Genomic DNA, 20,524 nt, shown 5'->3' with positions numbered 1-20,524 from the left:
ACCAGATCCCGCCCGCGGCCGGCACTCAGCACGCACTCACCAGCGGCGACCCGGCGGAGCGCTACGGTTCCTCCCGCCACCCGTCCCACTCCCCCGCGAACTCGTCCAGTTCCCCGGGGTCCAGCCGCCCGTCCTCGTCGCGCAGGACGACCAGCCACTGGGCGTCCTCCGCGTCGTCCTCACCGGCCAGCGCGTCCCGTACGAGCAGCGGCTCCTCGGCCACCCCGAACCGCTCCCCGAGCGCCTCGGCCACCGCCTCCGCGGCATCCCGGTCGGGCAGCACCAGTACATGTCTCACATCGCTCACGGCAGCCATTGTCCGGCACCCCCTGCGGGCGCCCGCAGGTCACCCTTTGCGGACGATCTGCACGTCGAGGTCGACCTGGATGCTCGGGCCCACCACCGCGATCCCCCGCGCCAGCATGGTCTGCCAGCTCACCGTGAAGTCGTCCCGGTGCAGTTCCGTGGTGGCCCGGCAGGCCGCCCGCACCTCGCCCTCCATGCCGTTGCCGAGCCCGAGGTACTCGGTGTCGAGCGTGACGGTACGCGTCACGCCGTGCAGCGACAGCGCACCCGTGACCGCCCACCGGTTCCCGCCCTTGTGCACGAACCGCTCGCTGTAGAACTCCAGCGTCGGAAAGCGCGCCACGTCCAGGAAGTCACCGGAGCGCAGATGGTCGTCCCGCATCCGGACGTTCGTGTCGATGGACGCCGCGTCGATCACCACATGCATCGCCGACTGCTCCACCGGCTCGGTGATCCGGACGGCCCCGGCGAAGGAGTTGAACCGCCCGTGGATCCGGGCCAGCCCGATGTGCCGCGCGGTGAACCCGATCGAGGAATGCGTGGGCTCGATCTCCCAGTCCCCCGCAGGCGGCAGCTCCGGCGGCCTCGCGACCTGAAGCGTCACATCCCCGAGCGAGGCGAGCTCGTTCTCCCCGACGGTCGCGGCGGCCCGGTAGGGCGTGTATCCCTCGGCGGACACCGCGAGCCGGTACTCCCCGGCGGGCACCGCGGTCACGAACGAACCGTAGGGGTCCGTCTCCCCGCCGACCACCTTGCGTCCCATGGCGTCGCTGACCGCGAACTCCGCGTGTTTCACGGGCTCGTGGACCGGATCCAGCACCCGGCAGCTCAGCACCCCGGCATTCGGCGGGGTCTGTACCGCCGCCAGGGGACTCGTCCGTTGCACCCTGTTCGTTCGGTTTCCCAGCCAGCGGCCGAACATCCACGCCACCCCTGTGCGCCTCGACATCTTCCGTTGCCGAAGAGACATTCGATCACCGATGCGGCTTTCGAGGCAACACGGGGTGCCTACGCACGAGTAGCCATGACTGGCCCTCTCTGGTCCCATGTGACGCCATGTGACCTCAATCAGTCGCCACTAGGGGATTTCGCACAGTCGGCACACGGGCGAGTTCGATCCCGAACCGCTCCCGGTACGCCCGAAGCACCTCCTCGTCCGTGCCCAACTCCCGCTCCAGACGCGCCCCGTCCACGCCCGTGACCTTGAACGTGCGCCCGCTGAGCGTGATCCTCCCTCCGTCCTCCGTCACCCTTGAACACACCAGCGACTGCACGAAGTGCGACGCCGGCGAGGTGCTGTGCCACCACGCCCCGGCCACGAAGTCACCGAGCTCGCGGGGCCGCACCTCAAGCCGGTACTGCGGCCTGCCGTTCACGACGACGTCCAGGTCCGGCCCCGCCTCGACGATCCGGAAGCCGCCACCGGGATCCTTCTGCTCGCCCCTGTCCCCGAACGCCAGCGGGTAGTGGCTGTGCGCCCCGAAGCCCACGTCCGCGAGCCACTCGCTCCCGTCCGACGCCCGCACCCGCAGCGCGAGATGGTCGTACGGGATCCCGAGCCGCCCCTCGTCCCCGTGCACCCGCGCCGCGAGCAGCGTGACCTCGAACCCCAGCGCACGGAGCAAGGCCCCGAACGCCCCGTTGAGTTCGTAGCAGAACCCGCCCCGCCGTGCCCCGACCACCTTGTCCAGCAGCCGCTCCTCCTCCAGCACGATCTCCTCGCCGAGGTGGATCGACAGGTTCTCGAAGGGCACTGTCCGCAGGTGTCGCAGGTGCAGTTCGCGCAGCACGTCGGCGGTGGCGCCGGCGGCCGGCTTCGGACGTGGGGCTCCCAGGCGGCGGAGGTAGGCATCGACCTGTGCTGAATTCATGTCCTCAGTCTCGCGCCACCCCCAGCTCCCCGCCTTCCCCCGCGACCGCGAGGGCCCCGTCCCGGTCCGTCCGCAGCACCACCGCGCCCTCGGCCTGCAGAGCCGCGACCGTGCTGGGGGCCGGGTGGCCGTACATGTTGTGCTCCCCGCAGCTGATCAGGGCGATCCGCGGCGCCACCCTGCGCATCAGCTCCGGATCCTGGTACGCCGAGCCGTGATGGGCCACCTTGAGCACGTCCACACCGCCGAGCAGCGCGCCCTGCGGCGATCTCAACAGCGCCTGCTGGGCCGGGGGTTCGAGATCCCCGAGCAGCAGCAGCCGCAGCCCGCCCGACCTGGCGAGCAGGGCGACACTGGCGTCGTTCGGGCCGTCCGGATCCGGTGCCGGGCGGGGCGGGGGCCACAGCACCTGCCAGGAGAGCGAACCGGTCCGGCGCTGCTCCCCGGCCACGGCGCGGGTGAGCCGGATGTGTCGTGCCGCCGCCTCCTTCCGTACGAACCGCGCCTGGTCCGCGGGTTCTTCGAAGCCGGTCGTCTCGATGGCGCCCACCGAACGTCCGCGCAGCACACCGGGCAGCCCGGCCACGTGGTCGGCGTGGAAGTGGGTGAGGACGACCAGGGGGATCCTGGTGATGCCGAGGGTGCGCAGGCAGTGGTCGACGAGCGTGGGATCGGGCCCGGCGTCCACCACCACACCGGTGCCGTCCCCCGCCGCGAGGACCGTCGCGTCGCCCTGCCCCACGTCGCACATGGCGAACCGCCAGCCAGGCGGCGGCCATCCCGTGATCACTCTGGTCAGCGGTGGCGGCTGCACGACGACGAGCACGAGCAGCACCCCGCAGGCAGTGCACCACCACGGATGTCTCAGCAGCCTCCGGCCGATCAGCAGCACTGTCGCCGTGACCAGGGCGAGCAGCCCCGCCCCGCCCCAGGTGCCGGGCCAGTCCACTCCCCCGCCGGGCAGGGCGGCTCCCGTCCGGGCGACGCCCGCGATCCAGCCCGTCGGCCAACCCGCGCACCAGGCCAGCACCTTCGCCACCGGCATCAGCACCGGCGCCGTCGCCAGCGCCGCGAAGCCCAGCACGGTGGCCGGCGCCACCGCGATCTCGGCGAGCAGATTGCACGGCACCGCCACCAGACTCACCCGCGCCGACAGCACGGCGACGACAGGCGCGCACAACGCCTGTGCCGCGGCCGCCGCGGCCAGCCCCTCGGCGAGCCTCGGCGGGACCCGGCGCCGGCACAGAGCCTCGCTCCAGCGGGGCGCGAGCGTGAGGAGGGCGCCGGTGGCCAGGACCGAGAGCAGGAAGCCGTAACTGCGGGCCAGCCAGGGGTCGTACAGCACCAGGAGCAGGACCGCCGTCGCCAGCGCCGGGATGAGCGATCTGCGGCGTCCGGTGGCCAGGGCCAGCAGGACGACGGCCCCGCAGGCCGCGGCCCGCAGCACACTCGGATCCGGTCTGCACACGATCACGAAGGCGAGCGTGAGGGCTCCTCCGAGCAGCGCGGTCGTCCTGAGCGGGATACCGAGCCGGGGTGCGAGTCCGCGGCGCTCCACCAGTTGTGCCGTGCCGGGTGGTCCGATGAGCAGGGCGAGGATGATCGTGAGGTTGCTCCCGGACACGGCGAGCGTGTGGGCCAGGTCGGTCTCCTTGAAGGCCTCGTCCAGCTCCGGGGTGATCCGCGAGGTGTCCCCGACGACCAGGCCGGGCAGCAACGCCCTGGCGTCCGCCGGCAGCCCGTCGGTCGCCTCCCGCAGCCCGGCCCGCAACCGTCCCGCGAACCGCTGCACCCCCGACGGTCCAACCACCACCTCCGGCGCGGTCTTGCCCCGCACCCGCAGCACGGCCGCGACCCGGTCGCCCTCGACCGCCGCGGGCGCCAACCGCACGACGACCCGAACCCGAGTGGAGGGCAACAGCTCGAGCCACGGCGACCGTGGCCCCGCCTCTCCGGCAGCACGTGGTCCCGCGTCGACGATGAGCAACACAGGCGCCCGCGTCACCAGCGCCGTACCGCCCGCCTCCTCCACCCGCCGGACCTCCCCGTCGATCAGCACGGAGGCCGGGGCGACATGGTCCCCGCTGATCCGGGGCCGGCTGAGCCGTGGGTCGGAGCCGACCTCGACCTCGGCGGTCACGGTGGCGTACTGCCGCGCCAGATCCGGCACGGGGCCACGCCGGACGTCGGCGCCGTGCAGCCCCGCAGACACGGCAGCCGCGGCGACGCAGAGCAGTACGGCGGCGACGGAGACCCGCGGCCACGCTGCACCCGCGGGCCGACCGCCCGCCCGCGAGGCCCGGCCCACGGGCACAGGCACCGGCGCCGACTGCTCGGGCAACGGACCGCCGCCCTGCTTGCCACCGGCCGGAGCGCCGCTCGCCCGCGGGTCGCGGGAGGGAGCACCGCCGCCCTGCCGGCCACCACCGGAGTTTCCACCCCCGGCGCCGTGACCGCCCTGCCCCTGCCCCCCGCGGCTTCCACCGCCGCCCGCTGCTGCCCGTCTCCGCATGAGCACCAGCGCACCGGCCGCGAGGAGGCACACCACCGCCGTGACCGTGGTCCACGCCGCCGTCGCGTCCAGCATCACCGCAGCCGTCGCCCAGACCGCGAGTGCGGGCGGTACGAGGCGCAGGTCCGTCGGTCCTTCCTGGCGGGGGTGAGCGGCTCCGAGACGTCCCGGGGAGGCGGCGTGGACGGCCGCGCGCCCGGCCCGGGGATCGGGAGCGCGCCTCATGGCCGTACGAGATTCCGGAGATCGGCGAATCGGCGGTCACCGATGCCGTTGACCTCGCGCAGCTGGTCCACCGAGCGGAAACCGCCGTGCTGGGTGCGGTAGTCGACGATGTGCTGGGCCAGTACGGGTCCGACGCCGGGCAGGGTCTCGAGCTGGTCCAGGGTGGCGGTGTTGAGCGGGACCGGAGCGGCGGGTGCGGTGCCCGCCGCCGAACCGGCCGGCACGCCGGCGGGGGCCGGGGCGGCGGGGCCGCCGACCATCACCTGCTCCCCGTCCACGAGGACACGGGCCCGGTTCAGCCCGTCGGTGCTCGTGCCGGGACGCACCCCACCGGCCGCGCGCAAGGCGTCGGCCACGCGTGAACCGGCGGGCAGGCGATGGATCCCGGGCTCGCGGACCTTGCCGCTGACGTCCACGACGATCTCGGCCCCGGCCGTGCCTGCGGCACTGGGCGCCCCGGGCGAAGCCTCCGGCCCTGGCCGCCCGCTCCCCTTCCGTTCGCCGAAGGGAGCCGCCGCCCGCACCACCTCGGGCGCCCGCACGGACTGGGGCCGCCCGGCCCAGAAGTGCTGGGCGGCGAGCACCGCGGCAATGACGAGCAGCGTCGAGAGCGCGACCACGCTCCGCCGCTCCAGGCCGCACCTGGCCTGCAGCCACAGCGGCATCCGCTCCCGCAGCGCAAGCCCCGCCCGCATGCGCCAGGCCTCTGCGGATCGGCGGTCGTCCGGGCTCTCGGCGGCCGCCCCGCCCACGGGACGGTTGCCCTCCTCGACGGTCGCGAGCGGCGGTCCTGCCCCCGACTCGCGCCATTCCCCCGCCCGTTCGGGGAAGAGCACCTCCGCACGCCGTCGGAGGTCCTCCGCCGGTGCATGCCGGTGCCTATGCCGGACCCGGCTGCGGGCCAGGGGGCGGCGATGACGGAGCCGGCCGTCGGATGCGGGGCTGCGCCCCGGGCCACTGGTCGCTGTCGCTGTGCGTGAACGTGATCGAAGTGCCATGCGACGACGATGGGGCACTCCGCCACCCTCGCGATGATCTTGCTCAATTCCCGGGGATCACCCACCAGTTGTGGATAACTTCGCCCCTCACACGGGTGAAAGCGCGGGGGGTGCCGCCATCACCGCGGTGAGACCACGACCCCCAGCAGCCCGGGCCCGGTGTGCGCCCCGATCACCGCGCCCACCTCACTCACATGCAGATCGGCCAGCCCCGACACCCGTGCCCTGAGCCGGTCCGCGAGGGCCGACGCCCGCTCGGGGGCGGCGAGATGGTGGACGGCGATGTCGACCTGGGCGCTGCCGGCGCGGTCCGCCACGATCTCCTCGAGACGGGCGATCGCCCGGGACGCCGTGCGGACCTTCTCCAGGAGTTCGATACGGCCGCCGTCCAGCTGCAGCAGCGGCTTCACGGCGAGCGCCGAGCCCAGCAGCGCCTGCGCGGCGCCGATCCGGCCGCCGCGGCGCAGATAGTCGAGGGTGTCGACGTAGAAGTAGGCGGACGTGCCCGAGGCCCGCTTCTCCGCGGCCGTGACGGCCTCGTCCACCGTGCCGCCCGCCTCCGCCGCCTCGGCCGCGGCGAGCGTGCAGAACCCGAGCGCCATCGCGACCGCCCCGGTGTCCACCACCCGCACCGGCACCGGCGCCTCGCGTGCCGCGAGGACCGCCGCGTCGTACGTGCCGGACAGTTCGGCGGAGAGGTGGAGGGAGACGATGCCGGTGGCGCCGGACTCGGCGACCTTGCGGTAGGTCTCGGCGAAGAGCTGGGGGCTGGGGCGCGAGGTGGTGACGGGGCGCCGCTTCTGAAGCGCCTGGGCCAGGGAGCGCGTCGAGATCTCGGTGCCCTCGTCCAGTGCCTGGTCGCCGAGGACCACGGTCAGGGGCACCGCTGTGATGCCGTGGCGCTCCATCGTCCGCGGCGGCAGGTAGGCCGTTGAATCGGTGACGATCGCGACATGGCGGGACATGAGCTGGAGGTTACCTGCCGTAGCGCCGGGACGGCAGCCCGGCCCCTCTCACCTGGTCTGCCCTTGACCGGATCAAGTAGTGCTCTCGGGGCGGGGTTTCTTCTGCCAGGGGTAGGCGGGGCGCCGTCCCGGCAGGGTGATGGCGGGCCGCGCCGGCTCCTCGGCGGTGCGGGACCGGGACCCGTCGGGCCAGGTCTGCCGGGATGCCTCGGTGTCGCCGGGGGCTTCGGGCCACGGCGGCGGGGGCGCCGCCGGCTCCGCCTTCGTCCAGTGCCGCAGGGCTCCCGCCTCGACGTCTATCTGGGCGCTCAGCGAGTCCAGGTCGTCGTCGGCGAAACGGCGGGCCCGGTCGCGGGCCGCCCAGCGCAGTGCGTCCGCCGACTGCACGATGCGCTCGGTGCGCTCGCGCAGGGCGGGCAGCCGCTCGGCGAGTGTCGTGCGGTCCGGCTCGGCCTCCAGGCGCTTGAGATCGCCGTCCAGTTCATGTCCGTGCGCGCTGAGGCGCTCGAAGAGGCCGAGGGACTCCTTCAGGGACTCGTCCTCGGCCACGCCCGCGTACAGCGCGTCCTGTGTGGCACGCATCGACGTGCGCAGCTTCAGCCGCAGCTGGGCCAGCTCGCCCGCCGCTCCGGGCTGGGCGAAGGACTTGGCCCGCAGGGTGTGGTCCTCGACGGTGCGGCGGGCCTGGGTGATCGTGCGGTCCACGCTGCGCTTGGCGGCGCCGACGGCCTTCACCGTTGCGTAGGCGCCGAGTCCCAGGAAGAGCACGAAGAGCAGGGCGAACACTGCGATCACTGCTTCCACCGCTCCTCCTCCGACCGGTCGCGACACACCCCGCGTCGCTCTTCCACGGTAAACGAGGCGGGCAGGCCCGGAGTTCCAGAAGAACCCCGAACCTGCCCGTAGGGGACTACCCCGAGGCGCTCACGCCCCGGCCGTCCTCGGCGCCTACGCCGGAACGATGTTGACCAGCTTCGGCGCCCGCACGATCACCTTGCGGATCCCCGCGCCGTCCAGCGCGGCGACGACCTTCTCGTCGGCCAGCGCGACCTTCTCCAGCTCCTCCTCGGAGATGGCCGGCGAGACCTCCAGCCGCGCCTTGACCTTGCCCTTGATCTGCACCACGCAGGTCACGGACTCGTCGACCGCGTACGCCGGGTCGGCGACCGGCAGGTCCTGGTGGACCACCGAGTCGGTGTGGCCCAGCTTGCGCCACAGCTCCTCCGCGATGTGCGGGGCCAGCGGGGCCACCAGCAGCACCAGGGCCTCGGCGACGGAGCGCGGCACCGGGCCGCCCGCCTTGGTCAGGTGGTTGTTCAGCTCGGTGATCTTGGCGATGGCGGTGTTGAAGCGCAGGCCCTCCAGGTCCTGGCGCACGCCGTCGATCGCCTTGTGCAGGGCGCGCAGCGTCTCCACGTCGATGTCGGCGTCCTCGACGTCGACGACGGTGACCTCGCCGGTCGCCTCGTCGACGATGTTGCGCCACAGCCGCTGCAGCAGCCGGAACTGGCCCACCACCGCGCGCGTGTCCCACGGCCGCGAGACATCCAGCGGGCCCATCGCCATCTCGTACAGGCGCAGGGTGTCGGCGCCGTACTCGGCGGCGATCTCGTCCGGAGTGACCGCGTTCTTCAGGGACTTGCCCATCTTGCCCAGCAGCCGGGAGACCTTCTCGCCCTGGTAGTAGTAGGCGCCGTCGCGCTCCTCCACCTCGGCGGCCGGCACCGCGATGCCACGGCTGTCCCGGTAGACGTAGGCCTGGATCATGCCCTGGTTGAACAGCTTGTGGAACGGCTCCGCGGAGGAGACGTGCCCCAGGTCGTACAGCACCTTGGACCAGAAGCGGGCGTACAGCAGGTGCAGCACGGCGTGCTCGGCGCCGCCGACGTACAGGTCGACACCGCCGTGCGGCTGGCCCTCGCGCGGGCCCATCCAGTACTGCTCGATCTCCGGGTCGACCAGCCGCTCGCTGTTGTGCGGGTCCAGGTAGCGCAGCTCGTACCAGCAGGAACCGGCCCAGTTGGGCATGGTGTTGGTCTCGCGGCGGTACCGCTTGGGGCCGTCGCCCAGGTCCAGCGTGACGTTGACCCAGTCCTCGTTGCGGGACAGCGGGGTCTCCGGGGAGGTGTTCGCGTCGTCCGGGTCGAAGGTGCGCGGCGAGTAGTCCTCGACCTCCGGCAGCTCCAGCGGCAGCATCGACTCGGGCAGCGCGTGGGCGACGCCGTCCTCGTCGTAGACGATCGGGAAGGGCTCGCCCCAGTAGCGCTGGCGGCTGAACAGCCAGTCACGCAGCCGGAAGTTGACGGTGCCCTCGCCGATGCCCTTGCGCGCCAGCCACTCGGTGATGCGCGCCTTGGCCTCGACGACGCCCAGACCGTCCAGGGAAACGCCTTCGCCGACGGAGTTGACGATCTTGGCGTCGTAGGAGACGAAGGCCTCGTCCCAGGTGGACGTGTCCGTGCCGCGGCCGTCGGTCGGCTCGACGACGCAGTGGATCGGCAGCTCGAAGGCGCGCGCGAACTCGAAGTCACGGCTGTCGTGCGCCGGTACGGCCATGATCGCGCCGGTGCCGTAGCCCATCAGGACGTAGTCGGCGATGAAGACCGGGACCTGCTCGCCGTTGACCGGGTTGGTCGCGTACGCGCCGATGAAGACGCCGGTCTTGTCCTTGGCCTCGGCCTGCCGCTCGACGTCGGACTTGGAGGCGGCCTGGGCGCGGTAGTCGGCGACGGCCTCGGCGGGGGTGGCGTGACCGCCGGTCCACACCTCGTGCGTGCCCTCGGGCCAGGCGGCCGGTGTGAACTTCTCGACCAGCGGGTGCTCGGGGGCCAGCACCATGTAGGTCGCGCCGAACAGGGTGTCCGGGCGGGTGGTGAAGACCGTGATGCGCTCGCCGTCGATCGGGAAGTCGACGCGGGCGCCCTCGGAGCGGCCGATCCAGTTGCGCTGCTGCAGCTTGATGGCCTCGGGCCAGTCCAGCGCCTCCAGGTCGTCCAGCAGCCGGTCGGCGTAGGCGGTGATGCGCATGTTCCACTGGCGCAGCTTGGCCTTGAAGACGGGGAAGTTGCCGCGCTCGGAGCGGCCGTCGGCGGTGACCTCCTCGTTGGCCAGCACGGTGCCCAGGCCGGGGCACCAGTTGACCGGCGCGTCGGAGGCGTACGCCAGGCGGAACTCGCTCAGGACGTCGGCACGCTCCGTGGCGCTCAGCTCGTGCCACGCGCGCGTGTGTCCCGGTACGGCGCGCTCACCGGTCTCGAACTGGGCGATCAGTTCGGAGATCGGGCGGGCCTTGTTCGCCTCGTCGTCGTACCAGGAGTTGAAGATCTGCAGGAAGATCCACTGGGTCCACTTGTAGTAGTCCGGGTCGATCGTGGCGAACGACCGGCGCCTGTCGTGGCCCAGACCCAGCCGGCGCAGCTGGGCCTTCATGTTCTCGATGTTGGCCTCGGTGGAGACCCGCGGGTGCGTGCCGGTCTGCACGGCGTACTGCTCGGCGGGCAGGCCGAAGGCGTCGAAGCCCAGGGTGTGCAGCACGTTGTGGCCGGTCATGCGCTGGAAGCGCGCGAAGACGTCGGTGGCGATGTACCCCAGAGGGTGGCCGACGTGCAGACCCGCACCCGAGGGGTACGGGAACATGTCCATGATGAACTTCTTGGGCCGGGCGACGACCTCGGGGTCACCGGCCAGGTCGCCCTTGGGGTTCGGCGCCTCGTACGTGCCCTCGGCGTCCCAGAAGTCCTGCCAGCGTGCCTCGATCTCGGCCGCGACGGCGGCCGTGTAGCGGTGCGGCGCTGCCGCCTCGGCGGCGGCAGCGGGGTTCGTCTCGCTCATGATCCTTAAGCTCCATCGATCGTCTCTGCCAGCAGCGGTGTCGTTCGAGAAACGAAAAATCCCCTCGCACAGGAGGGGACGCCGCGCCGATTCCGACCATCCGATTCGCCCGGTGGTCGGGACTGATCAGCGCGGCCCGCTAAGCAGAAGGCGTACGGCACGCATGCGGTTAGGGTACCGCAGCGCTTGAGCACGATGCGACGCGCTTCCGTATGGCTCCTTGCACGACTGCCATCACCCGACAAAAGCTGAACCAAGGTCAAAAGTTACTTCGCGTAACACCCACTACCGGGACATCGCAACGAGCGCGTTGTCCTTGGATAACAACGCAATAACTCAAACCTCGTACCGATCGGTATGGAGCCACTTAGAGTTCGGCAGCGGGACCGCCTTCCCGAAACTGCTTCGGAGTTGCCCCCATGAACCCTCGTCGTAGTAACACCTCGCTCCCCAAACCGGGCCGGTCGGCCTATGGGGTGGCGTCGGCTGTCGTCCTGCTGCTCATACCCGTCGTCGTCCTGCTGGGAGGCGGGTGGCTGCAACAGTTCCTGAACTTCGGTGCGGGCGTCCTCTCGCTCGTCTGCCTGACCTGCTCGGTGATCTGGGGACTGGTGGCCCAGGACCGGCTCATCCTGAACACGCGCCAGCGGATCATCGCCCAGGGCATCCACCGGGTGACGGCCGTCGGCTCGATCGCGTTCCTGCTGGTCCACATCACCGTCAAGCTGGCGCTTGACCACACGGTGCTGATCGCCGCACTGATCCCCTTCAGCCTCGGCGTCAAGGGCAGCGCGGGTCTCATCGGCCTGGGCTCACTGGCCGGACTGCTCATGATCTTCGTGGGCATCACCGGCGCCCTGCGCAACCAGTTCGCCTCCCCGGCGCCGGTCGCGGCGCGCTGGCGCGCCATGCACGCACTGGCCTACCCGGCCTGGTGCTCGGCGCTGGTCCACGGCCTGTTCGCGGGCCGCGCGGCAAAGCCGTTCTTCATGATCTCCTACGAGCTGTGCCTGGTCGCGGTGGCCGCCGCGCTCGCCCTGCGGGCGGCTCCCCGGCCGTTCAAGCGCCGGGTGGCCGACCGGCTGGCCGCTTTCCTGGGCAACGAGCCGGGCTCGTCCCGCGCCGAGGAGCTCGAAGCGAGCCGCGCACGGGTCGGCGAGACCTCCTCCGCACTGCCGGGCTACGAGAACGCGCGGGCGCCGAAGCCGTCCCCCGCCGACACGATGACCACGCCCGCGGCGCCCTACTACGACGCCCCCGCCGCCCGCACGATGACCCCGGAGCCCGCGAACGGCTTCGCGGCCGCCTACCGCGCCGTCACGCCCCAGCAGCGCGGCCGGCAGTCCTACGCGGCCGACCAGACCGCCCGTATGGACCTGCCCATGGACATGCAGCCCACGGAGTCGATCCCGCGCACGGACGGCAGCACCTCGGGCAGCTGGCCGGTCCCCTCTCCGCCGCCGGTCGGCGAGGCGCCCCCGTCGGCGTACGACCCGTTGCAGGACACCGGATACAACATCCCGGCCTATGGCAATCCGGGCACCGCCGGGTACGGCGGAAGTGACATGTACGACACCGGTGAGACAAACACCCTCTACGGCACGTACAACCCGAACGACACGTACAACAGCGGTCCCGCCAGTGAACCAACGCCCGGTGCCTCGTTCGACGCACCGGGTTCGGGCGAACCTTGGAACACGCCTTCCGGAGGCTATAGGTGAACGAGGCCCTGCCCGACGTCCCAGAAGTCCGCGTGGTCGGACTTCCGCAGCTCACGTCAGGCTTCGACCTTGTCGAAAGACTCGATCTGCCCATGCACCTCAAGGTGCACGGGCCGCTCGAACCGCTCGGCGGCGAGCAGCTCGCGAAGCTCGCCGAGAACATCAACCTGAAGGGCCGCGGCGGCGCGGGCTTCCCCTTCCACAAGAAGCTGCGCTCGGTCGCCGAAGCGGCCATCAAGCGCGGCGTACGGCCGGTCGTCGTCGTCAACGGAAGCGAGGACGAGCCGGCCTGCCGCAAGGACACGGTGCTGATCAACCGTGCCCCGCACCTCATCCTGGACGGCGCTCTGCTGGTCGCGGAGGCGCTGGGTGCCCGCACGCTCGTGGTGGGGGTCACCCGTGAGTCGACCCAGCGCTCGATGGAGGCCGCGCTCGCCGAGCGCGGTCTGAACAACGGCCGCCGGTCGGTTCTACGCGCGCGCGTGCAGCGCAATCCCATCCGCATGGTGACCGGGGCGGCCGCCTCGCTGATCCGCTCCATCGACGGAGGCCCGGCCATCCCGCCCGGCCGCAAGGTCAGCGCCTCCCAGAACGGCGTCGGCGGCGCACCGACCCTGCTGTCGAACGCCGAGACCTTCGCCCAGCTGGCGATAGCCGCCCGCATCGGCCCCGAGCGCTACGGCAACACCGGTCTGTACGACGAGCCGGGCACCGTCATGCTGACGGTCTCCGGCGCGGTCGCCCGCCCCATGGTGATCGAGGTCCCCACGGGCGTCCCGCTGCGCTACGTCCTCCAGCTCGCCGGCGCCCCGCCGGTGCCCCAGGGCGTGCTGACGGGCGGCTACCACGGCAAGTGGATCGACGCGGCGACGGTCAACGAGGCGATCGTCTCCCGCAACTCCCTGGACGCGGTGGGCGGTGCGCTGGGCGCCGGCGCGATCCTGCCGATCAGTCAGGAGACCTGCCCGCTGGGCGAGTCGCTGCGCGTGGCGCAGTGGCTGGCCGAGGAGAGCGCGGGCCAGTGCGGCCCCTGCTACCTCGGTCTGCCGGCCGCCGCGCGCGGCATGGCCGACATCCTCAACGGCGGCGGCCCGGCCGCCCTGGAGGCGCTCAAGCAGGTCGCCAAGAACGTGAAGCGGCGCGGCGCGTGCTCGCACCCGGACGGCTCCGCGATGTTCCTTGAGTCGACCATCAAGGCGTTCACCGACGACCTGGCCGCGCACGTCCTCGGAAACGGCTGCGGACGGCCCGTGGAGGGCGTTCTGCCGCTCTTCGAGGGCGGTCAGCTGCCCACGGGTATCCCGGGCGGCGGAGAGCCCGTGGAGAACGGCCCCAGCCGTCAGAAGATCTACGTCGACTGGACGCTGTGCCGGGGCCACGGGCTGTGCGCGGACATCCTCCCGGAGGTGTTCGAACTCGGCGCCGACGGCTTCCCGACCGTCGCCCAGGCGCAGGTGCCGCGCTACGCCGAGGCCAAGGCCCTGCGCGCGGTGCGCCGTTGCCCGGCGCTGGCCCTGCGCATCGAGGAGGAGACGCCCAGGGACCGGGCGCCCTCCCGCAACCTGCCGGTCCTCTCGCAGGGCCGCGGACGGCGCGCACTGGGCCGCTGAGCCGACGTCAGGAAGGGGGCCGCCCGGTGGGCGGCCCCCTTCTCGCACAACTGCCCCCGAAAACACGAAGATCCCGCCGGATCGAATCGATCCGGCGGGATCTTGGTTGTGGAGCTAAGGAGAATTGAACTCCTGACCTCCTGCATGCCATGCAGGCGCTCTACCAACTGAGCTATAGCCCCTTGCTTGGTCCTCCGGGGTTTCCCCCGGCGGCGACGCCAACATTACACGGTCCACCGGGTGGAACACCAAATCGTTTCCGTCGGCCCCGGGCAGGGCCGACGGCGTCAAGCGGTGACGAAGGAGTAGAACCGCTTGAGCGTGCAGTGCTCCTCAAGCAGACGGCCGTAGATCGGCTCGCCCTCCAGCTCGCGGTACGTCTCGATCGGGTCGCCCTTTATGATCAGCGCCCGCGCGCATTCCTCGCACCAGTACTGGTAGTCGGGGTTGACCGGCTCCATGTCGCGGACGATCGGCGTACCGCTGCCGCACCAGTCGCACTTTCGCCTGTGTGCACCCATCGTTCAGCTCCAGCTGTGGCCGCAGGCCGTGCACACGTAGGAGATTCCGCCGTTGTCGCCGAGAACCTGGGCGACATGGAGGGAACCGCAGGAAGGGCAGCTCAGACGGGTGACCGTGTCCCGTGTCGACGCCGCTTCGAGGAGGTGGCCGACCTCCTCGAGGATGCTCGCAGGCATCACTGCTCCCTCCCGTCGGGCCGCGCTCCCTTCCGGCCGTTTGATTCTGCCACGGCCGGACCAATACGGTCAGCGACGCCTCAGTACCAGTCCGGACACGGCGCCTTCGCAGAGGTATACGCCTGCGGGGCCGAAGTGACTCAAGCCGGTGCCGGAACACGAAAAATCCCGCCCCCTGCGGGGACGGGATCTTCGTCAAACGATCTGTGGAGCTAAGGAGAATTGAACTCCTGACCTCCTGCATGCCATGCAGGCGCTCTACCAACTGAGCTATAGCCCCTCATGCGTCCCGCTTGGCGGGGCGAACGAGTAGAACTCTAGCCTGCGACCTGCCGGAAAGTGAAATCCGGGTGTGCGGGCCGCCGGGAGGTCAGTCGTCGTCCCCGAGCACCGGCTCCGGGAGGGTGCCGGCGTTGTGCTCCAGCAGGCGCCAGCCGCGGGCACCCTCGCCCAGGACGGACCAGCAGCAGTTGGAAAGGCCCCCCAGGCTCTCCCAGTGGCGGGCCTCCAGGCCCAGGAGGCGTCCGATGGTGGTGCGGATGGTGCCGCCGTGGCTGACCACGACGAGGGTGCCCTCGTCGGGGAGCTTCTCGGCGTGCCGCAGCACCACGGGGGCGGCGCGCTCGGCCACCTCGGTCTCCAGTTCGCCGCCGCCACGGCGGACCGGCTCACCGCGCTTCCAGGCGGCGTACTCCTCGCCGTAGCGCTCGATGATCTCCTCGTGCGTCAGGCCCTGCCAGACGCCCGCGTAGGTCTCGCGCAGGCCCTCCTCGTGGGTGACCTCCAGGCCGGTGAGCGCGGCGAGCTCGGCCGCGGTGTGCGCGGCGCGCTGGAGGTCGGAGGCGACGATCGCGTCGGGCTTGAGGGATACGAGCAGCCGGGCGGCGCGGCGGGCCTGGGCGAGGCCCGCCTCGGTGAGTGCGACGTCCGTGCTGCCCTGGAAGCGGCGCTCCACGTTCCAGGAGGTCTGGCCGTGGCGCCACAGGATGACGCGGCGTCCGCGGCCCGGCCGGCCCGCGGACACCTCACCGGTGGCGCTCATCACCACTCACCGCCCAGGTCGGCCGCCTCCTCGGCAGCCTGCAGCTTGGCGTGCTCCTCGGCCTTGCCGCGGGTGGCCTTCGCGTCGGCGGGCAGTTCCAGCTCGGGGCAGTCCTTCCACAGCCGCTCCAGGGCGTAGAAGACGCGCTCCTCGCTGTGCTGGACGTGGACGACGATGTCGACGTAGTCGAGCAGGACCCAGCGGGCCTCGCGGTCGCCCTCGCGGCGCACCGGCTTGGCGCCGAGCTCCTTGTTGAGCCGCTCCTCGATCTCGTCGACGATCGACTTGACCTGGCGGTCGTTGGGTGCGGAGGCCAGCAGGAAGGCGTCCGTGATCGACAGGACGTCGCTGACGTCGTAGGCGATGATGTCGTGCGCGAGCTTGTCGGCGGCCGCCTGGGCGGCGGTGGTGATGAGCTCGAGAGAGCGGTCAGTGGCGGTCACTACGTGGCTTTCCGGTCGGCGGTCACTTGACACCAAGGGTCTCACGGACCGCCGACAGCACCCCACGTGATTAAGGGATCACGTGGGGCGGCCCGGGCCGGCTAGGACGACGACGGCTTGTAGTCCCGGCCGAGGATCACCGAGACGTTCGCGTTGCCGGTGGCCTGGCCCTTGGTGACCGCGGTGGCGGGCAGGCCCAGGGTCTTGGCGACCTCGGCGGCGTTCTCCTTGTCGGCGGCGTCGGTGTAGACGACCTTGGACGTGGCCGAGGAGGCGGGGGCGGTGCCGCCCTCCAGGAAGGTGAAGCCGCCGTTGAGGAGGACCACACGGGCCTTCTCTGTGTTGTCCTTCACACCGCTGGCGTTCTGCACGGACACCCGGATCCCGGAGCCCTGGTCGGGGCTCTTCGCGGTGCCGCCGAGGACGTCCTTGACCACACTGGCACTGGCCTGCTCGCTCAGCGTGCCGTCGTTCTGGACGGGCAGCAGGGCGGTCTTGTAGTCGCCGCCCTTGGCGAGGTCGGCGAGCTTGGCCAGGAAGGTGCCGAGGTCCTTGTCGGTCAGGGAGGGGTCCAGGATCTGCGCCAGCGTCTGCACGGTGGTGGTCGCCTGCGACGGGTCGGAGGACAGCTTGCGCAGCGTGGCCTGCATGACCTGGCCGAACCGCTCCAGCTGGGCGTTCTGGGCCTCGCCGGAGGCGCGGTAGGTGGCGTAGGCGACGGCCATCTTGCCGCTGAGGGTCTGGTCCTTGCCCCGGTGGACGAGGGGCGCGCTGCCCTTCTTCGTGGCGTCCGGGTCGGGTACGTCGGCGTTGGTGTCGAGGTCGATGCTGCCGACGAGGTCGACGAGGTTCTGCAGGTAGGGGGTGTCCAGCCGCCAGGTGCCCTCGATGTCGGTGCCCAGGACCGTGTTCAGGGCGTCGCGGGTGCCGGAGGAGCCGTCGTCCTCGACCGACTTGGCGAGGGTGGTGGTGTTGCCGTCGTCGTCGGTCAGGGCGAGGGAGTTGGGCAGCAGGACGGTGGTGCCCTGCTTGGTGGTGGTGTTGTCGACGAGCAGCGCCGTGGAGGTGCCGCCCTTCTTGGTGTTGTGCAGGTGGACGACGATCACGTCGCGGTTCTGGGCGCCCGCGGCCGTCGTGGTGCCGCCCTTCTTGGAGTCGGGCGAGGCCAGGCCCGGCAGCTTCCCGGCGTACCAGAGGTAGCCGACGCCACCGACCGCGACCAGGGCCAGGACGACGACGAGGGCGATCATGCGGCTGCGGGCGCGCCGCTTGGCCTCCTCGCGGCGCTCGGTGCGGTTCTCGGTGAAGTTCAGCCAGTCGATGACGTCCTCGGACTCGGCGTCCGGGTCCTCGACGAAGGCGAACTGCTCGGTGCGGTAGTCCCGTTCGGGCTGGGGCGCGGCCTTCTCGCTCGGGGCGGGCTCCGCCGGGCCGGCCTGCTGCGGGATGTAGGCGGTCTGCTCGGTGACGACACGGGGCTGCTGACCGCTCGCCGCGGCCTGCCCGTAGGGGTCGTACGGCGTCCCGGGCGCGCCGCTCGGGTACGAAGCGGTGCCGTAGGGGTCGTAGGAGGGCACGGGCGGCTGCTGGCCGGTGCCGTAGGGGTCGTACTGCTGCGGGACCGGCGGCCGGCCGCCGGTGGCGTACGGGTCGTACCCGTAGCCCTGCTGCTGCCCGTAGGGGTCGTACGGCTGCTGGGCAGCCGTCTGCCCCGGCGCGGTCTGCCGGTAGACGGGCCGGCCGTACTCGTCGTAGCCGACGAGTTCGTACTGGTCCTCGTGGTCGCCGCCGTAGCCCGCGTCGTATCGGTCGTTCACCGGTGCCCCTCTCGGCTCACTCGCCGCGGTACAGCTCGCGCTTGTCGATGTAGCGCACGACTCCGTCCGGCACCATGTACCAGATGGGGTCTCCCTTGGCGACTCTCGCACGGCAGTCGGTGGAGGAGATGGCCAGCGCGGGAACCTCCACGAGAGAGACACCGCCCTCCGGGAGACCGTGGTCGGTCAGGTGGTGGCCGGGGCGGGTGCACCCGATGAAGTGCGCGAGGGAGAACAGCTCCGCGGTGTCCCGCCAGGTCAGCAGCTGGGCGAGGGCGTCGGCGCCGGTGATGAAGAACAGGTCCGTGTCGGGGTTGAGCGCGCGCAGGTCGCGCAGGGTGTCGACCGTGTAGGTGGGGCCGCCGCGGTCGATGTCGATACGGCTGACCGAGAACTGCGGGTTCTCGGCGGTCGCGATGACCGTCATCAGATAGCGGTCCTCGGCCGGGGAGACATGGCGGTGGGTCTTCTGCCACGGCTGTCCGGTGGGGACGAACACCACCTCGTCCAGGTGGAACTGCGCGGCGACCTCACTGGCCGCCACGAGGTGCCCGTGGTGGATCGGATCGAACGTTCCGCCCATGACGCCCAGGCGGCGCTTGCCCGGGTTCGTCGGCCCGTTGCCGGGGCCGCTCGTCGGGCGGGGTTCCGTGCCGATCGTCGCGTCCTTCGCCGGACCGGTAGGCATGTCCTGCTCTCCCATGCGTGCAGACCCTACCGGCCCGGCCTGCGGGTACCGGCCCGAGGATGCCCGGAGTGCCCCGCTATGGGCACCGGGTGCCTCAGCGGTCGCGGTTGAAACGGGTGGTGATCCACAGCAGGAGCAGCAGGATGAACAGCGCGCTGCCACCGGTGACGTAGGGGCTGAGGCTCTCGTGGTTGCCGCCGTGCTCCTCGCCCTCGGCGGCAAGGGTGACCAACTGGGCTGCGGCGCTGTGGAAGCTCATCTCGGCAGGACCTATCCGGTGTGGGCGGGATAAAGATGTCGGCCCATCGTAAGCGGGGGCCTGCCCGGCGATCACCCCGACTCCGCTGTCGGGAACCCGGTGCGGTCGTCAGTCGTCCTTCTGCTTGTAGCCCCGCAACAGGAACCACCCGGTCAGCGCACAACCCACCATCATCACGATCAGTACGACCCGGAGCAGATTCCCCGGCCCTTGGTGTGGGGCGGCGCTCGCGGCCTCGGCGAGCCAGGCGGCTGCGGGGGTGTGCTCCATGGCTGACGGACTCCTTCGGTGTAGTGCCCGTCCACGGTAACTCCGCCTAGGCTGGGGCTTGCTTCGGGGGCGCAAAGGGCCGCACAAGGGTCCGCAAAGGGCCACTACACGCACATGGGGGAGAACATGTCCGACGACGGCCACCACGAGCACAACGGACACGAGAACGTACCGAGCAGGCAGCGCAGGCGCTTCCCGGGGATCTCCTCCCGTGCGTACGAGCACCCGGCGGACCGCTCCGCACTGGTGGCGCTGCGCAAGCTGAGCGGCTTCGACACGGTGTTCAAGGCACTCAGCGGGCTGCTGCCCGAGCGCAGCCTCAGGCTGCTGTTCCTGTCCGACTCGGTGCGCGTCTCGGACCAGCAGTTCGCGCACCTCAACGACATGCTGCGGGACGCCTGTTACATCCTGGACCTGGAGAAGGTCCCGCCGATGTACGTCAACCAGGACCCGCAGCCGAACGCGATGTGCATCGGCCTGGATCAGCCGATCATCGTGGTCACCACCGGGCTCGTCGAGCTGCTCGACGAGGAGGAGATGCGGGCGGTCATCGGCCACGAGGTGGGCCACGCCCTGTCCGGGCACGCGGTGTACCGCACGATCCTGCTGTTCCTGACCCAGCTGGCGGTCCGGGTCGCCTGGATCCCGCTGGGCACCATCGCGATCATGGCGATCGTGACGGCGCTGCGCGAGTGGTTCCGCAAGTCGGAGCTGTCCGCGGACCGGGCGGGACTGCTCGCCGGGCAGGATCTGCAGGCCTCGATGCGCGGTCTGATGAAGATCGCGGGCGGCAACCATCTGCACGAGATGAACGTGGACGCGTTCCTCAAGCAGGCCGAGGAGTACGAGGAGGGCGGCGACCTGCGCGACTCCGTGCTGAAGATCCTGAACCTGCTGCCGCGCTCGCACCCGTTCACCACGATCCGGGCAGCCGAGCTGAAGAAGTGGTCCGAGTCGCGGGACTACCAGCGGATCATGGACGGCCACTACCCGCGGCGCAGCGAGGACAAGGACACCTCGGTCTCGGACTCGTTCCGGGAGTCCGCGGCGAGCTACGCCAGCAATGTGAAGAGCTCCAAGGACCCGCTGATGAAGCTGGTCAGCGACATCGCCGGCGGGGCCGGGGGCATCGGCGGGCGGGTGCGGCGCGGGTTCGACGGCTTCACCAGCTCGGCTCCCTCCCAGGAGCGCCCGCCGCAGGACGAGCCGCCCACGGACACCCCGCGGCGCGACGAGCACTGATCCGGCGGTTCGAGGCCGGCGGGGAC

General features: G+C 71.3%; 19 protein-coding genes and 2 tRNA genes. 3 read left to right on the top strand and 18 right to left on the bottom strand.

Annotated elements, in window-relative coordinates; all coding sequences use genetic code 11:
- Positions 1 to 61: 61 nt before the first annotated feature.
- From ACIBW9_RS02600 to leuS, 8 genes are all read right to left on the bottom strand, one after another.
- A complete protein-coding gene (locus ACIBW9_RS02600) occupies positions 62 to 307 on the bottom strand; it encodes a hypothetical protein (RefSeq protein WP_398950456.1) in 246 nt (81 codons plus the stop codon).
- A gap of 39 nt (positions 308 to 346) precedes the next feature.
- A complete protein-coding gene (locus tag ACIBW9_RS02595) occupies positions 347 to 1,228 on the bottom strand; it encodes a YceI family protein (RefSeq protein WP_398952068.1) in 882 nt (293 codons plus the stop codon).
- Between the two features lie 142 nt (positions 1,229 to 1,370).
- Positions 1,371 to 2,177, bottom strand: a complete 807-nt coding sequence (locus tag ACIBW9_RS02590; protein WP_398950454.1) for an arylamine N-acetyltransferase — start codon at positions 2,175 to 2,177, stop codon at positions 1,371 to 1,373.
- 4 nt (positions 2,178 to 2,181) lie between these two features.
- A complete protein-coding gene (locus tag ACIBW9_RS02585) occupies positions 2,182 to 4,914 on the bottom strand; it encodes a ComEC/Rec2 family competence protein (RefSeq protein ID WP_398950452.1) in 2,733 nt (910 codons plus the stop codon).
- Complete coding sequence (locus ACIBW9_RS02580; protein WP_398950450.1) at positions 4,911 to 5,912, bottom strand: helix-hairpin-helix domain-containing protein; 1,002 nt, start codon at positions 5,910 to 5,912, stop codon at positions 4,911 to 4,913. Before ACIBW9_RS02580 ends, ACIBW9_RS02585 begins: the two co-directional genes overlap by 4 nt.
- Positions 5,913 to 6,031: 119 nt before the next feature.
- Positions 6,032 to 6,877 carry a DegV family protein gene (locus ACIBW9_RS02575; RefSeq protein ID WP_398950448.1) on the bottom strand — a complete coding sequence of 282 codons (846 nt, stop codon included), beginning with the start codon at positions 6,875 to 6,877 and terminating at the stop codon, positions 6,032 to 6,034.
- Positions 6,878 to 6,949: 72 nt separating this feature from the next.
- The gene (locus ACIBW9_RS02570) at positions 6,950 to 7,681 is read right to left on the bottom strand and encodes a hypothetical protein (protein ID WP_398950446.1); all 732 of its coding nucleotides are present in this window, start codon (positions 7,679 to 7,681) and stop codon (positions 6,950 to 6,952) included.
- A 144-nt stretch (positions 7,682 to 7,825) separates the two neighbouring features.
- Positions 7,826 to 10,708 (bottom strand): leucine--tRNA ligase, encoded by a 2,883-nt coding sequence (leuS, locus tag ACIBW9_RS02565; protein WP_398950444.1) that lies wholly within the window; start codon positions 10,706 to 10,708, stop codon positions 7,826 to 7,828.
- Between the two features lie 419 nt (positions 10,709 to 11,127).
- Here leuS and ACIBW9_RS02560 point away from each other — a divergent pair, with 419 nt between their 5' ends.
- Entirely contained in the window at positions 11,128 to 12,429 is a 1,302-nt protein-coding gene (locus tag ACIBW9_RS02560; protein ID WP_398950442.1) for a cytochrome b/b6 domain-containing protein, read from the top strand.
- On the top strand, positions 12,426 to 14,039 hold the full coding sequence (locus ACIBW9_RS02555) for an NADH-quinone oxidoreductase subunit NuoF family protein (RefSeq protein WP_115908210.1): 1,614 nt from the start codon (positions 12,426 to 12,428) through the stop codon (positions 14,037 to 14,039). The genes ACIBW9_RS02560 and ACIBW9_RS02555 overlap by 4 nt, the downstream gene beginning before the upstream one ends.
- Before the next feature lie 109 nt (positions 14,040 to 14,148).
- On the opposite strand, the gene ACIBW9_RS02550 is transcribed toward ACIBW9_RS02555, so the two are convergent.
- The 10 genes from ACIBW9_RS02550 to ACIBW9_RS02505 form a co-directional block, all read right to left on the bottom strand.
- Positions 14,149 to 14,221: transfer RNA gene (locus ACIBW9_RS02550), tRNA-Ala, on the bottom strand.
- A 105-nt stretch (positions 14,222 to 14,326) separates the two neighbouring features.
- Positions 14,327 to 14,560, bottom strand: a complete 234-nt coding sequence (locus tag ACIBW9_RS02545) for a hypothetical protein (RefSeq protein WP_003976229.1) — start codon at positions 14,558 to 14,560, stop codon at positions 14,327 to 14,329.
- Positions 14,561 to 14,563: 3 nt separating this feature from the next.
- Complete coding sequence (locus ACIBW9_RS02540; RefSeq protein ID WP_344402459.1) at positions 14,564 to 14,737, bottom strand: hypothetical protein; 174 nt, start codon at positions 14,735 to 14,737, stop codon at positions 14,564 to 14,566.
- 207 nt (positions 14,738 to 14,944) lie between these two features.
- Positions 14,945 to 15,017 (bottom strand) — tRNA-Ala (locus ACIBW9_RS02535).
- A gap of 90 nt (positions 15,018 to 15,107) precedes the next feature.
- Positions 15,108 to 15,779, bottom strand: a complete 672-nt coding sequence (locus tag ACIBW9_RS02530) for a histidine phosphatase family protein (RefSeq protein WP_398950439.1) — start codon at positions 15,777 to 15,779, stop codon at positions 15,108 to 15,110.
- Positions 15,779 to 16,222 carry a ribosome silencing factor gene (rsfS, locus tag ACIBW9_RS02525; RefSeq protein WP_344402461.1) on the bottom strand — a complete coding sequence of 148 codons (444 nt, stop codon included), beginning with the start codon at positions 16,220 to 16,222 and terminating at the stop codon, positions 15,779 to 15,781. The genes ACIBW9_RS02530 and rsfS overlap by 1 nt, the downstream gene beginning before the upstream one ends.
- Positions 16,223 to 16,323: 101 nt before the next feature.
- Complete coding sequence (locus ACIBW9_RS02520) at positions 16,324 to 18,039, bottom strand: LytR C-terminal domain-containing protein (protein ID WP_398950437.1); 1,716 nt, start codon at positions 18,037 to 18,039, stop codon at positions 16,324 to 16,326.
- A gap of 16 nt (positions 18,040 to 18,055) precedes the next feature.
- On the bottom strand, positions 18,056 to 18,742 hold the full coding sequence (gene nadD / locus ACIBW9_RS02515) for a nicotinate-nucleotide adenylyltransferase (RefSeq protein ID WP_398950435.1): 687 nt from the start codon (positions 18,740 to 18,742) through the stop codon (positions 18,056 to 18,058).
- 79 nt (positions 18,743 to 18,821) lie between these two features.
- Positions 18,822 to 18,986 (bottom strand): hypothetical protein, encoded by a 165-nt coding sequence (locus tag ACIBW9_RS02510; protein WP_099928839.1) that lies wholly within the window; start codon positions 18,984 to 18,986, stop codon positions 18,822 to 18,824.
- 108 nt (positions 18,987 to 19,094) lie between these two features.
- A complete protein-coding gene (locus ACIBW9_RS02505; RefSeq protein WP_344402465.1) occupies positions 19,095 to 19,256 on the bottom strand; it encodes a hypothetical protein in 162 nt (53 codons plus the stop codon).
- A gap of 126 nt (positions 19,257 to 19,382) precedes the next feature.
- On the opposite strand from ACIBW9_RS02505, the gene ACIBW9_RS02500 reads away from it, so the two are divergent.
- Positions 19,383 to 20,498, top strand: coding sequence for a M48 family metallopeptidase (locus ACIBW9_RS02500; protein ID WP_398952066.1), 1,116 nt, complete (start codon positions 19,383 to 19,385; stop codon positions 20,496 to 20,498).
- The last annotated feature ends 26 nt before the right edge of the window (positions 20,499 to 20,524 follow it).

The sequence above is a fragment of the Streptomyces sp. NPDC049541 genome, assembly GCF_044465725.1.
Lineage (GTDB): Bacteria > Actinomycetota > Actinomycetes > Streptomycetales > Streptomycetaceae > Streptomyces.
The sequence above is the reverse complement of the archived record's forward strand: the minus strand, read 5'-3'. Positions and strand labels throughout refer to the sequence as shown.